General features: G+C 70.3%; 13 protein-coding genes. 2 read left to right on the top strand and 11 right to left on the bottom strand.

From position 1 onward, the window contains the following. Nucleotides 1-307 precede the first annotated feature (307 nt). The 9 genes from ABD907_RS12310 to ABD907_RS12270 form a co-directional block, all read right to left on the bottom strand. The gene (locus tag ABD907_RS12310) at nt 308-943 is read right to left on the bottom strand and encodes a prepilin peptidase (protein WP_345216549.1); all 636 of its coding nucleotides are present in this window, start codon (nt 941-943) and stop codon (nt 308-310) included. Nucleotides 944-965: 22 nt separating this feature from the next. Further along, complete coding sequence (locus tag ABD907_RS12305; RefSeq protein ID WP_345216548.1) at nt 966-1,856, bottom strand: type II secretion system F family protein; 891 nt, start codon at nt 1,854-1,856, stop codon at nt 966-968. Nucleotides 1,857-1,883: 27 nt separating this feature from the next. After that, on the bottom strand, nt 1,884-2,834 hold the full coding sequence (locus tag ABD907_RS12300) for a type II secretion system F family protein (protein ID WP_345216547.1): 951 nt from the start codon (nt 2,832-2,834) through the stop codon (nt 1,884-1,886). After that, the gene (locus tag ABD907_RS12295) at nt 2,831-4,450 is read right to left on the bottom strand and encodes a TadA family conjugal transfer-associated ATPase (protein ID WP_345216546.1); all 1,620 of its coding nucleotides are present in this window, start codon (nt 4,448-4,450) and stop codon (nt 2,831-2,833) included. Before ABD907_RS12295 ends, ABD907_RS12300 begins: the two co-directional genes overlap by 4 nt. Beyond that, nucleotides 4,447-5,382 carry a CpaE/TadZ family protein gene (locus ABD907_RS12290; RefSeq protein ID WP_345216545.1) on the bottom strand — a complete coding sequence of 312 codons (936 nt, stop codon included), beginning with the start codon at nt 5,380-5,382 and terminating at the stop codon, nt 4,447-4,449. Before ABD907_RS12290 ends, ABD907_RS12295 begins: the two co-directional genes overlap by 4 nt. Further along, nucleotides 5,379-6,098, bottom strand: coding sequence for a Flp pilus assembly protein CpaB (cpaB, locus tag ABD907_RS12285; protein WP_345216544.1), 720 nt, complete (start codon nt 6,096-6,098; stop codon nt 5,379-5,381). Before cpaB ends, ABD907_RS12290 begins: the two co-directional genes overlap by 4 nt. A gap of 13 nt (nt 6,099-6,111) precedes the next feature. Next, nucleotides 6,112-7,068 (bottom strand): pilus assembly protein TadG-related protein, encoded by a 957-nt coding sequence (locus ABD907_RS12280; RefSeq protein ID WP_345216543.1) that lies wholly within the window; start codon nt 7,066-7,068, stop codon nt 6,112-6,114. Then, on the bottom strand, nt 7,056-7,454 hold the full coding sequence (locus ABD907_RS12275) for a TadE family protein (protein WP_345216542.1): 399 nt from the start codon (nt 7,452-7,454) through the stop codon (nt 7,056-7,058). The genes ABD907_RS12280 and ABD907_RS12275 overlap by 13 nt, the downstream gene beginning before the upstream one ends. A gap of 74 nt (nt 7,455-7,528) precedes the next feature. Further along, on the bottom strand, nt 7,529-7,753 hold the full coding sequence (locus tag ABD907_RS12270; RefSeq protein WP_345216541.1) for a Flp family type IVb pilin: 225 nt from the start codon (nt 7,751-7,753) through the stop codon (nt 7,529-7,531). 261 nt (nt 7,754-8,014) lie between these two features. Between ABD907_RS12270 and ABD907_RS12265 the strand changes: the two genes are divergently transcribed. Together ABD907_RS12265 and ABD907_RS12260 are read left to right on the top strand one after the other, a co-directional pair. Further along, entirely contained in the window at nt 8,015-8,791 is a 777-nt protein-coding gene (locus ABD907_RS12265; RefSeq protein WP_345216540.1) for a TetR/AcrR family transcriptional regulator, read from the top strand. A gap of 58 nt (nt 8,792-8,849) precedes the next feature. Further along, nucleotides 8,850-10,850 carry an ABC1 kinase family protein gene (locus tag ABD907_RS12260; protein ID WP_345216539.1) on the top strand — a complete coding sequence of 667 codons (2,001 nt, stop codon included), beginning with the start codon at nt 8,850-8,852 and terminating at the stop codon, nt 10,848-10,850. A 36-nt stretch (nt 10,851-10,886) separates the two neighbouring features. Here the strand turns inward: ABD907_RS12260 and ABD907_RS12255 are convergent, their stop codons facing one another. Both ABD907_RS12255 and ABD907_RS12250 read right to left on the bottom strand, forming a co-directional pair. Next, complete coding sequence (locus ABD907_RS12255; RefSeq protein ID WP_345216538.1) at nt 10,887-11,513, bottom strand: maleylpyruvate isomerase family mycothiol-dependent enzyme; 627 nt, start codon at nt 11,511-11,513, stop codon at nt 10,887-10,889. A 74-nt stretch (nt 11,514-11,587) separates the two neighbouring features. Beyond that, the gene (locus tag ABD907_RS12250) at nt 11,588-12,556 is read right to left on the bottom strand and encodes a sigma-70 family RNA polymerase sigma factor (RefSeq protein ID WP_345216537.1); all 969 of its coding nucleotides are present in this window, start codon (nt 12,554-12,556) and stop codon (nt 11,588-11,590) included. Between the last annotated feature and the right edge of the window lie 48 nt (nt 12,557-12,604).

The raw sequence follows: 12,604 nt of genomic DNA, 5'->3' as shown, positions 1-12,604 counted from the left end.
GTCGCGTGCCCGGCCCGACCTAGACTGGCGGACATGCTCACGCGCACGGACCTGCGGGGACGCGGCGCAGTTCCCGGGGCGCGTCCCGACCTGGACATCCCGCCGGTACCACCGGGCCCGTGCGGAATCCGACAGACCGACCGAGGCATTGCGCAGCATCGCGGCGTTGGGCTTGACCTCTCACGTGTCCCGGAGGCGTCCGGGTCGCAGCTCCTCCATCGCGGCCAGGTTAGAGCCGTGAAGGCGAACCGGCGCAGGTCGGCCGGGTGGTCGAGCTGGTCGACTAGGCCGTCGCACGTTCCGGACGCTACCCCAGGAAGGCGGCACCCCATGCCGCCCCGACGGCGGCGCCGGCCACCATCCAGGGCCCGAAGGGAAAATCGGTGTGGCGGTTCGCCCGTCCTGTCAGCAGCAGCACGAGGCCGAACAGTCCGCCGAGGACGAAGGCGGCGAGCGTCCCGAGGAAGAGTTGGCTCCACCCCAGCCAGCCGAGGAACCCGCCGAGCAGCCCCGCCAGCTTGACGTCACCGAGGCCGAGGCCGGACGGGGAGATGTACGCGAGGACGAAGTAGGCGACGAGAAGGACACCGGCACTCGCCGCCGAGCGACCCAGTCGGGACCAGTCGCCGTCGACCGCGGAAGCGATCGTCAGGGCCACGAAGAACAGCAGGCACGCCGGACCGATGACGACGTCGGGCAGTCGGTAGGCGGCCAGGTCGATGGCCACGAGCAGCGCGCAGGCCAGCACGACGACGGCGAAGGCGAGCAGGTCCCAGCCGCTCGCGAGCGTCGCGACGCCCGCACCGCCGAGCACCGCGACGAGAATGTGTGTCCCGTACCTGACCCAGGCGGAGTCGGTGGCGGCCAGGCGCCGTACCCACGGCGTCATCGCGGCGGCACCGATGCCGGTTGCGACGGCGGTGAGCAGGATCGCGTGAGGCATGCGGAAATGCTCCCTTCGCGGTCTAGCTGAACGCCGCGACGATGTCCATCACCGCAGGTCCGAGCAGCACGATGAACAGGACGGGCAGGATGAAGAGCATGAGCGGGAAGATCACCTTGACGGGAATCTGCATGGCCTTCTCCTCCGCGCGCTGGCGGCGCTTGAGCCGCATCTCGCCTGCCTGGGTGCGCAGCACGTCGGCGATGGCGATGCCGTAGGTGTCGGCCTGGATCACCGCTCGGATGAAGCGGCGCAGGTCCGGCACGTCGGTGCGCTTGGCCAGGGCGTCGTAGGCCTGCCGCCGTGACTGGCCCATCTGGATGTCCTGCAGCGTGCGGACCAGCTCCTCGGCGAGCGGTCCCTTGCCGTTGCGCCCGGCACGGGCGACGGCGGAGTCGAAGCCGAGCCCGGCCTCGACAGCGATCGTCATCTGGTCGAGCGTGTCGGCCAGCTCCAGCTTGATGGCGTCGCTGCGCTCCTGGCCGCGGCTGTGCAGCAGCAGCTCGGGCACGAAGTACGCCACACCGGTGACCACCGCGAACATGACGACGGACGTCGTGCCGGGACTGGCGCTCACGAACAGGAGGCCCAGTACTCCGGTCACCAACGGCAGGACGACCTTGGCCACGAGGAGACGCTCCAGCGGCCAGGCGGCCGGTCGACCGGCACGGGAGAGGAGCCTGTCCAGACGTGCCACGGCCGAGCGCGGCGTCAGGCGTCGCCCTGCCGACTGGAGGGTCGACGGCACGGTGGCACGCTCATCCGGTCCGGCCGCGACGGCCTCGCCCAGTCCGCGCCGGAGGTTGTCGACGGTGCGCCGATGTGCGCCGTCCGGACCGGCGAGGACGGCCCAGGCCAGCAGGGCGAGCGAAAGGCTGATGGCCGCGATGGCGGCGAGCACCAGTGGTGGCACCGGGAGTCCTTCCTAGGTACGGGCGGGTCAGAACTTGAAGCTGACGACCTTGCGAAGCCACAGGCCGCCCACGATCAGCATGACGATCGAGACGCCGATCATGGCGTAGCCGATGAGGCTCTCGGTGAAGGCGGCGAGATAGGAGGGGCTGGCCAGCGCGAGGAACGCGATGATGCCGAAGGGCAGCGCCATGAGGATCAGCGCGGAGAGCTTGCCCTCGGCGCTCAACGCACCGACCTGGCGGCGGAGCTGGCCACGTTCGCGGATGGTGTTTCCCACCCCATCGAGGACCTCGGCAAGGTTGCCGCCGACCTCCCGGTTGATGGCGATCGCCTGGGCGACCCAGGTGAAGTCCTCACTGGCCGTCCGTTCCGCGGTCTCCTCGAGCGCGGGACCGAGCTCGCGGCCCACGCGGGTCTCGTTGACGACCCGGGCGAACTCCTGTGAGGTGGGTTCCTCCGCCTCCTGCGCGACGGCGTGCAACGCCTGCAGCAGGCTGTGCCCGGCGCGCAGGCTGCTTGCCATGATCTGCAGCGAGTCGTCGAGCTGGTCCGCGAACGCTTTCTGCCGCCGGCTCGCCAGCACACCGAGGTAGACCTTGGCCAGCAGGGGTACGGCCGCTGCGAGAAGCAGCGCCAGCAACGGCGCGCCCAGCAGCAGGCCCACGGCGGCCGCCGCGAGCGCCCCTGCGACAACCAGGAGGGTAAAGTCCTGGGGCCGCATGGTGACCCCGGCGCGCTCCAACGCCGCGGCGAGTGCGGGGCCGCCCCGGCGTTGTACGACGCGGTCGATGGCTGACGTCGTCGCGCTGGTCGCCCCGGTGAGCAGGCCCGACCGCGGCTCCGAGCGCGGACGCCGCCGCTCCAGCGGCACCCGTGCCGGACGGGGGCCGAGGACGAGGTAGGCGGCGGCCGCGAGCGCCAGGGCGATGGCCACGATCCCGACGACGGCGGACGGGGAGGCCAGCAGCGTGGTCATCGCGCGGCCCGCCCCGCCGCCCCGAAGACCTGCGGGGACAGGGTGATTCCGAGCTCGTCGAAGCGATCGGTGAAGCGTGGCCGGATCCCGGTCGCCACGGGGCGGCCGAGGAAACGGCCGCTGGCGTCGACGCCGGCGGAGTAGTCGAAGAGGAAGGCGTCCTGGAGGGTGACGGTCTGGCCTTCCATGCCCTGCACCTCGGTGACCGCCGTGACCCGGCGGGTGCCGTCCCGCAGTCGGGTGAGCTGGACGATGACGTCGACGGCGGAGGCGATCTGCTCGCGGATGGCTCGCAGGGGCAGCTCCATCCCGGCCATTAGTACGAGCGTCTCGAGGCGGGCGATGGCGTCGCGGGGAGAGTTCGAGTGGACGGTGGACAGCGAGCCGTCGTGGCCGGTGTTCATCGCCTGGAGCATGTCGAGGGTCTCCCCGCCACGCACCTCGCCGACGACGATGCGGTCCGGGCGCATGCGCAGCGAGTTGCGGACCAGGTCGCGGATGCTGATCTCACCCTTGCCCTCGATGTTCGGCGGCCTGCTCTCCAGCCGCACGACGTGGTCCTGCTGGAGCTGGAGCTCGACGGCGTCCTCGATCGTGACGATGCGTTCACCCTCGGGGATGAAGGAGGACAGCACGTTGAGCAGGGTGGTCTTTCCCGTGCCGGTGCCGCCGGAAACGATGATGTTCAGGCGGGCCTCCACGCAGGCGTGCAGCAGCTCGGCCATCTCGGGGCTGAGGGTGCCGAAGCCGATGAGGTCGTCGACCTTGAACGGGTCCTTGGAGAACTTGCGGATGGTCAGCGAGGAGCCGTTGAAGGCTAGCGGAGGGACGACGGCGTTGACACGCGAGCCGTCCGCCAGGCGGGCGTCGACCAGGGGCGAGGACTCGTCGATCCGCCGTCCCACCCGGGAGACGATGCGCTCGATGATGCGGCGCAGGTGCTCTTCGGAGGAGAAGCGGGTGTCGCTGCGGGTGAGCTTGCCGTTCTGCTCGACGTAGACCATGTCCGGTCCGTTGACCATGATCTCGGTGACGGTCGGGTCCCCGAGCAGGCCCTCGAGCGGGCCGTGGCCCAGCACGTCGTCCAGCACATTGCTGGTGAGCCGCTTGCGCTGCTCGGCGGTGAGCGGGACCTTGCTGTCCTCCACCACGCGGTTCAGTTCTCCACGGACGAGGTGGTGGAGCTTCTCCTCGCTCAGGGACGTGTCGTTGAGCCGGGTGCCTATCCGCTCGAAGAGGGCGGTCGCCGCGTGTTCCTTGAGCTTGGTCAGTGCGTCACTGCCTGCGGCCGCCACGGGAGCGGTCGTCCGCGAGGAGTCGACGGTGCCGGTGCGCTCGGAGAGGGAGCGCGGCTCGGAGCCGTTCGGCCGGGTCGAGGCCGCGGTGGGGTGCGCGCTCAGGGATGCCGGCGTGGTCGGCGCCTCGAGCGCCGCGGCCGCAGCGGACGACTCGATGGCGATTCCTGGCGTGGGGACGCTCGCGTTGAGCTCGGGCCTCGGCTCGACGGACACGGACTCCGCGACCGCTGTAGCCGTGGTCGTGGATGGCGGGACCACGTCGCTCGTCATCGTGCGGGCGCGTCCATGGGCGGCATCGAGCCGTTCGGAGAGCTTCATCGCTTGCCTCCACGGTGACGACCCTTGCGGCCGTGCGCGTTGTCCCGGGCAGATTCTTCGGGGTCCTTGGCAGGCTTGTCCGCGGGACGGGCAGGCTGCCCTGCCGCGTAGCGGCCGACCAGGGCACGCAGCTGCTTGGTCAGGGGATCACGTAAACGGCTCTGGAGCAGCGGGACGCCGAGGTTGACCGAGGCGAGCGCGGCCTTGGATCGGGGTAGCACCAGATCCACCTCGGCGCCGAGCGTGGCCTCGACGTCGGCCACCGACAGGCCACCGCGACGGTCGGCGAAGTTGAGCGTCACAAACCGGGCGTCGCGGAACATGCCCAGGTCGTCGAGGGTGTCGAGCTCCTTGCGCAGGCCGCGCACGCCCGGCACGTCCATGCTCGTGACCAGCACGAGGTCGCTGGTCTGGTCCATGGCAGCCAGCGTGTGCTCGGAGAGGCCCGGTGCCGTGTCCACCACGACATAGCGGAACTCCGAGGCGAGCATCTCCAGCAAGTGGCTGACGGCGTCGGCACTTACGGAGTCCGCGGCGACCGGCGAGTCCGGCCCGCAGACCACGTACAGGCCGGTCTCGTGGAGGGTGAGGAAGGTCTTGAGCACCATGGAGTCGCGGGCGGCGGGACCGCGGACGGCGTCCACCAGCGAGTACTCGGGCGAGAGGTTCAGTGCCGAGGCGACGTCACCGAACTGGACGTCGAGGTCCACGAGCACCGTGGAGTGCGGCTCGGTGCGGGCCAGGCCCACCGCGAGGTTGGTCGCCACGGTGGTCTTGCCGACCCCGCCCTTGGGCGAGACCACGCTGATCACGCTCCCCCCCGGGGCCGGTTCAGTTGCCATGTCGGCCGCGCGGGCCGAGAGGCTGAGGAACGCGCCGTCGGTGGTGTGCCGGAGGTCGGTGGACCGGTTGGCCAGGGCGATGCGGCTCATTCGTACACGCTCTCTTGGTCGACGATGCGGGTGCCGTCCTTCGTTGCGTCGTCGGGCTCCGAGGACAACCAGATGCTGCCGTTCTCGGCGGCCCACACGATTCGTTCGGCGTCGGGTGCCGCCAGGGCGAGCGTCACCATGACGCTGCCCTCCGGGGCGGGCGCGGCCACCGGCTCCGTACCGTCCTCGGCCGGAGCAGGCGCCGTGATGCCGCCCTGGATGCGAGTGACCAGGACCTTGTGCAGGGCGAGGTGGGTCTCCTCGGCCCGCGTGACGAACACGCCGACAGTGTCTCCGGCGGAGAGGCTGCTGCCGAGCACGCGCTGGGACTCGAGCAGGACGGAGATCTCATGCATGCCGTCAGGCGCCTCGACCTCCATGGGGTCGGCGAGCGAAGCGGGGTCCGCGAAGCGGCTGCGGAGCAGCTGCTCTCCGGGCTTCAGGTCGGTGGTGGCGACCTGGCCGCTGATCTGGCCCAGGCTGGTGACCGCGCCGCTCGCCACAGCCTTCATCGGGATCTGCGCGACAGCGACCAGCTCGGTCAGCTTCTCCGCAGGGGTCCCTTCGGCGATGGGTTCGACGACCTCGAGCACGGAGGCGGTTTCCATTCCCGCCATGGCGCGCTGGTCGGCGGCGGCCACGTAGCTCACCAGCAGCAGGCCGCCGACGACGGCCAGCAGGACCGCGGCAAGGGCGGCAACGATGCGACGAGTCACAGTCTGGGTTCTCCTAGCTGGTCAGAGAGACGACGGAGGCACCGAGCTGCGGTGCCGACGTGCCGTAGTCGAAGGCGTCAGTCAGGTCGACGAACTCGGTGAAGTAGCCCTGGACGCAACGAACGCTGCCCTTGCAGGCCCCGTCCGCGCTCCAGGAGTACTGCCCGACGAAGTGGTATCCGGTAATCGTGAATGCCGCGTAGCCGTACAGCCGGTACCAAGCGCTCGATCCGGTGCCGCCGGTGTCATCGAAGATCGGCAGGAGGACCGTCTGGTTCTGCACGGCAGCGAAGTCGGCGGTGGTGCAGCCGCTCGGAACGTTCTCGCCGGTGTCGGACCACAGCACGTCGTCGATCGCACTGGTGGTCTGGCACGAGCCACCGTTGACGGTGAGCCACCCGAAACCGCCGGGCACGAAGTTGTTCGACGGTCCGGTGCAGCTGGTGCCCGAGCTCTTCGTGAAGAAGATGGTGCGCTCGGTGGTGCCCGATGGCAGTCCTCCGCCGGTCTGGTCCAGAAACTCGCACAGGGAGAAGGCGACCGGCAGGACGGCGGTTCCACCGGTGGGCGCGCCCCAGCCGGCGGTGGCCTCGGTGGTGATGGTGCTCTGATCGATGCCGAGCACGGGAGCGAACCAGTGCTCGCGGGTACCCGATGTCTGGACGGTCACGCTGCCGGAGGACGGCGTGAGCGTGTTGAGCTGCGGGTCGGTGATGGCCGCGGTGGCCCCGCCGTCGTTGACGTTGGCGGCGGCAAGGGTCTGGGCCGTGTAGGCCGGATCGGCGCAGGCGTTCTGTGCGCAGTCCTGGGCGACGGCCAGCGCCCCGGCGTCCGCGCCCGTCTGCAGCTGCTGCTTGTCGGCCCACATGGCCGCGACATCGATCGCGATGGCGGCGAAGGCGATGAGCGGCACAATGAGCAGGGCAACCATGACGCTGACCGCACCGCGGTCGTCCTTCAGCCGTTGCATCGCATGGTCCCTTTGCCGGTGAGGGTGAGGTCGGCACCGAAGGCACCGAACAGGTCGACGATGAAGTCCATCGGGTAGGTCACGGCGACCGTGGCGGTCGCTGCGGGCGTGGAAGCCGTGCTGGCGCAGGTTGTGGGCGCGACACTGATCTGGGCGTCGGTCAGGTTGAGCTCGGACGCGGACGCCTTGGTGGTGGCGCGGGCGGCGGCCGGGTCGTCCTGGAGGGCCATGACCCTGACGCCGTCTCGGGCCGCTCCGGAGATCATCGTCTGCAGGTGGTAGGCCCGGCCGAGCTCGGCGATGCCGAGCACGAGCAGGATCAGCAGGGGGACCACGAGCGCGAACTCGACGGCGGCGGACCCGCGGTCACGATGCTTCTTCGTCATGCTCGTCTCCTCGTGGCCGGCCGGGGTGGTTGGCCCGGCGTAGCGGTCAGGAGACCACTACGCCGGGCCTGCGATCACGGGGTGGTCGCGGGAACGGTGCCACCGAGACCAGTGACGATCTGGCCGAACAGAGTCTGGAGCTGACCGCCGAGCGCGGTGACGGCGACGATGATGCCGACGGCGATGAGGCCGACCATCAGGCCGTACTCGACGGCGGTGGCGCCACGGTCCTTGCGGCCCTCGAAGCGGTCGCCCACGACGGTGAGCAGAGTAGTGATGAAAGCAGCTGCACGGTTCATGTGATTTCCCCTGAGTGGACGCGCCGGCCTCGGGCCGGGCGGTGGTGGTGTCCACCGGCTCGGTCGATCCGGTGTCGAACATGAGCATGCAGGGAGTTTGCTGTACACGCAACCGTTACGGTTCAGCACTCTTGCTCGCTAGGACGTTTTTCGAGATTCGAACGCTTCACGATCGTGCCATCAATCGTTCCTGACCGCGTCAGGCACCGTAGGCGGCGCAAAAATCTGCGGTTTCTAGCCAACACCGCCAGCCCCTGTGACGTGCAGCACTTCCATCCGTGCGCCGCCTGCAACGATCGTCGCGGTCCGCGACGGAATCGCGACATACTCGATTCCCGCCCAGCTCACCACCGATGCGACACTTTACTGATCCAGCAAGTTCTCTTTGTCGGCACTTCGAGCTACGATTGGCACATGAGCGCTAGCGAGCCCGGACTACGTGAGCTGAAGAAGCAGATGACGCGCCGCACGATCGCGAACGCTGCGCTTCAGCTCACCCTCGACAAGGGGCTCGACGGCGTCACCGTCGAGGAGATCGCACAGCTCGCCTTCGTCTCTCCGCGTACCGTCTCGAACTACTTCTCCAACAAGGAAGAGGCGGTCGTCGCCGCTGGTACCCCGGACTGGCTCAGTGTGGTTGATCAGTTTGCCGGGGGTCCGCACACCGAGCGGCCGTTGGCCACGCTACGAGCGCTCTTCTCCGACTTCGTGGAAGCCCGTGAGGCCGAGGAACTACGGCTCGCGGTCCAGACCACCGAGCTCGTGGACCGCCACGCTTCCTTGCGGCCCTGTGAGACCGCCGCTTACGACGCTCTGGAGGCGGCGCTCCGGGAACGGATCGAGGAGCGCACGGAAACCGACAGCGAGACAGAGGTGTATCCGTGGCTGGTGGCCGCGGCAGCAGTCTCCGCGGTGCGGTCGGCCATGAGGCTGTGGGCCAGGTCTGGCGCCGAACCCGGCCAGCTGCCAGAACTGATCCGCACGGCGTTCGACCAGTTCATCGACGGCCTGCCGGCCCCCTCACCACCGCGCACCTGAGCTCCGACGGGAGCAAAGGTCCTCGACCATCCGGGTGCGACCCGCAAGACTGACCGACGTGAACCTGCTGAGCCTGCTGTCCGCCCCGGTGGCGATCGTCTCGACGCTGGTCACGGCTCTGCTGCTCGGGCTCGCGGCCCAGCGACTGCTCGGCATCCGACTCGGCCCGGTACGTCTGCTCGCGACCGGCCTCTTCGCCGCCACGGTGCTGCCGCTGATCGGCATCGCGATGACCCGGATTCCGAGAGATGCGGAGGGCTTGCCGGCGGAGCCGTGGGTGGAGACGTGGTTCGTGCTCCTCGCCGGGATGTGCACGTTGCTGGCGTCGATGGCGTTCATCGTCGTGGTCGAGGCGTTCGCCCCGCTGGGTTCCATCCCGCCGGCCACCGTGTGGGGGCGGGGCCTGCGGGGCCGCTGGAGCCGGGCGCGGCGGACCGGGCAGGTGGTCGGGCTCGCCCTGCGTCACGGCCTGGGCCCGTACCTGCGACGCCGGTCGTCCCGGGCCCTGGAGGCGCCGTCGTCGCGCGGTCAGCTCGGACGAGCGCTCCGGGAGACGCTCAACGCGTGCGGGGCAACCTTCGTGAAGATGGGCCAGATCCTCTCCACGCGTTCGGACCAGCTGCCGCCCGAGATGGCGGCCGAGCTCGCCGTGCTGCGGGATGCGGCCGAGCCGGTGCCGTGGGCGGACATCGAGCGGGTCCTCACCGATGAGCTCGGCGGTCCGGTCGAGTCGGTCTTCGCCGAGATCCACCCGACGCCGCTGGCCGCCGCGTCGATCGGGCAGGTCCACACGGCTCGCCTGCACTCCGGTGAGGACGTCGTGGTCAAGGTGCAGCGCCCGGGGATCCGCCCGGCGGTCGAGCGTGACCTCGACATCGCCATCCGGCTCGGCGCCCGACTGGAACGCACCACCGAGTGGGGTCGCAGCCTGGGCACGCGGTCCCTCGCCGAAGGCCTCGGCGCGGCGATCCGCGAGGAGCTCGACTACCGGATCGAGGCGGACAACATCCGCACGGTCACCGCAGCCCAGCCCGCCGGCTCTCCCGTGCGCGCCCCGCAGCCCTACGACGAGCTGTCCACCGAGCGGGTGCTGGTCATGGAGCGGCTGCACGGTCGCCCGGTCTCGGATGCGGGCCCGCTGCTGGAGCGTCTCGGCCTGGACCGCGACGAGGTCGCTCGCACGATTCTCGACGCGCTGCTGCGCCAGGTCCTGGTCGAGGGCGTCTTTCACGCCGACCCGCACGCCGGCAACATCTTCATCCTCGACGACGGCGGCGTCGGGCTGCTCGACCTCGGCTCCGTCGGCCGGCTCGACGGGTCCCTGCGCGCAGCGCTGGAGCGCCTGCTGCTGGGTTTCGACCGTGGCGACCCGCTGGCTGTGACCGATGCGCTGCTCGAGCTGGCGCCGGCGTCGGACCAGATCGACGAGGAGCGGCTGGAGCGCGAGATCGGCCGCGTGATCGCCCGGTACGCAGGTGGCGCCGGGACGCAGGGTGCGCAGATGTTCGGCCAGCTCTTCACGGTCGTCTCGCGGTACGGCCTCGAGGTTCCGCCCGAGATCGCGGCCGTCTTCCGCAGCATGGCGACGGCGGAGGGCACCTTGCGCCAGCTCGCCCCGGGCTTCGACCTGGTCGGGCAGAGCAAGGACCTTGCCGGCGGCTACGTCAGTGACCGCCTCACACCGGCCGAGCTACGGCACAGCGCATCCGAAGAGCTCGTCACCCTCCTGCCGATCCTGCGCCGGCTGCCGCGCCGGATCGAACGCATCGCGGGCGCGGCCGAGCACGGTCGCCTCGGCGTCAACGCGCGGATCTTCGCCGACGAGCGCGACCGGTCATGGATCACCCGGCTGCTGCACGACGTCCTCGTGACTGTCCTGGCAGGAGTCATCGGGCTCATGGCGGTAGTGCTGCTCTGGTCCGACGGCGGGCCGGTGGTCCGCGACAGCGTCCACCTGCACTCCCTCATCGGCTACAACCTGCTGGTCGTGAGCGCGATCCTGGCGCTGCGGGTTCTCGTGCAGGTCTTCCGACGCCGCCCGGGGCACGACAGGTTGTGATGCCGGGCGTCGCGTGCACCCGGACACCCTCGCGGATCATCGATCACCCTCCTCCCCGGCGGGCCCTGTACGGGCCTCGGCAAGGGGACGCCTTCCGGTGACGACCAGCAGCAGCTCCCTCGCCGGCATCCGCACCTCCACACCCTCGCCGACCGATAGCTCGACATCGGACGCGGCCAGCCGCTTGCCGCGGAGGTCGACGCCGAAGTAGGCGAGGCTCTTCGGCCCCGAGCTCTCCAGGACGAGCGCGATCCGCTCGGGTGGCGCCGCCGGCAGCCCGAGCGGCTCGGTCATGTCGAGGCCGTGGATGACGTCGTGGCTCAACGCCCCGGCCTGGCCGCCGCCCGGCGGCCGCCAGGGGTGCCGGATGTTGCTGCGCAGCACCTCGAGGAGCTCCGTGTCACTCAGTTTCTTGGTGTCCGACCGCGCGGCGCGGTCGGCGTAGCGGTCGAAATCGAAGCGGGCGCGCAGCAGGCCGGCGAAGAAGGCCGGCGGCTTGATCCGGAAGGCCATCGTCATGTGCGCGACGACCTCGCGCACCCGCCATCCCGCGCACAGCGACGGCGCGGCCCACTGCTCGGCAGTGAGTCCGGCGAGGAGCTCGGCCAGGCGGGCGCGCTCGGCGAACGTCTCGGCGGCGAGGGTCTCGGTGTCGGTGGGCATGGGAGTTCCCTTCGGGCGGATCGACGCGGTCACTGCTGGTACGACCGCCCGGCCGGAGACTCATCGGTCCGCGGCTATTGGACTTCCGGCAGCCCGAACTCGGCGAAGCGGCCGGCCGAGCCGAGGAAGGTGACGGTGTGTGCGACCCGGCCCTCGCGCAGCTCGAGGAGCACAAGGGCGAACGGTCGCAGGCTGCCGTCCTGATCCGGCCGGTACTGGGCGAGACCCGGCGAGCCGTTGATCGCCGTCGGGAGCAGACGGTCCTGGCTGCAGGCGTCGCTGGCCGCCATGAGCGACGCGATCCGCTCGGGCCCTTGCAGCCACCACATGAAGGGCGGCATGGACGTGATCGCGTCCTCGCGCAGCAACATGGCGAGCCGGTCGACGTCGTGGGCCTCGAAGGCCGCGACGTAGCGGCGGAGCAGCTCCTGCTGCTGCTCGTCGTCCGGGTCGAGGACGTCGGCCGGCGCTGGCCGGACCGCCTCGAGGGTGCCCCTGGCCCGCTGCAGCGCACTGTTCACCGCCGGGATGCTGGTCTCCAGGATGTCCGCGCACTCGTGTGCGGAGTATGCGAGCACGTCACGGAGGATGAGGACCGCGCGCTGGCGGGGCGGAAGGTGCTGGAGAGCCGCGACGAAGGCGAGGCGCACGGTCTCACGCCGGACGACGACGTCGCCCGGGTCGGCGGCTCCGAGCAGCCGGGAGTCCGGCATGGGCTCGACCCAGCGGTCCGGCGGCAAGGGCGCGCCGATGTCGCCGCCGACCGCGGGTGGCACGTCCATGAGCAGCGCCCGCCGGCTGGCGCCGCGCAGCATGTCCAGACAGACGTTCGTCGCGATCGCGTGGACCCAGGTGCTCAGCCGGGCGCGCGACGGGTCGAACCGGTCGAGGCTGCGGTGCGCGCGGATGACCGTCTCCTGGACGGCATCGTCGGTGTCGGCGGCGGCGCCGAGCATCCGGTAGCAGTAGCCGGTCAGCGGCCCGCGGAGCGCCTCGAGGTCGTCAACCGAGACGGTGGGTGCCGTGCCTGGCGGTGAGCTCACGTGGTCAAAGATCACAGGACGGCGGCAGCGTGACAAGGCCATGACGTG

This window comes from Georgenia halophila (assembly GCF_039541595.1).
This window is presented reverse-complemented; position numbering and strand designations above follow the sequence as displayed.

Bases quoted from the DNA above. Each gene is read 5' to 3' on its own strand.
- ABD907_RS12310 (WP_345216549.1), bottom strand. From the start codon at position 943: ATGCCTCACGCGATCCTGCTCACCGCCGTCGCAACCGGCATCGGTGCC.
- ABD907_RS12300 (WP_345216547.1), bottom strand. From the start codon at position 2,834: ATGACCACGCTGCTGGCCTCCCCGTCCGCCGTCGTCGGGATCGTGGCC.
- ABD907_RS12295 (WP_345216546.1), bottom strand. From the start codon at position 4,450: ATGAAGCTCTCCGAACGGCTCGATGCCGCCCATGGACGCGCCCGCACG.
- ABD907_RS12290 (WP_345216545.1), bottom strand. From the start codon at position 5,382: ATGAGCCGCATCGCCCTGGCCAACCGGTCCACCGACCTCCGGCACACC.
- ABD907_RS12280 (WP_345216543.1), bottom strand. From the start codon at position 7,068: ATGCAACGGCTGAAGGACGACCGCGGTGCGGTCAGCGTCATGGTTGCC.
- ABD907_RS12275 (WP_345216542.1), bottom strand. From the start codon at position 7,454: ATGACGAAGAAGCATCGTGACCGCGGGTCCGCCGCCGTCGAGTTCGCG.
- ABD907_RS12270 (WP_345216541.1), bottom strand. From the start codon at position 7,753: ATGAACCGTGCAGCTGCTTTCATCACTACTCTGCTCACCGTCGTGGGC.
- ABD907_RS12255 (WP_345216538.1), bottom strand. From the start codon at position 11,513: ATGCCCACCGACACCGAGACCCTCGCCGCCGAGACGTTCGCCGAGCGC.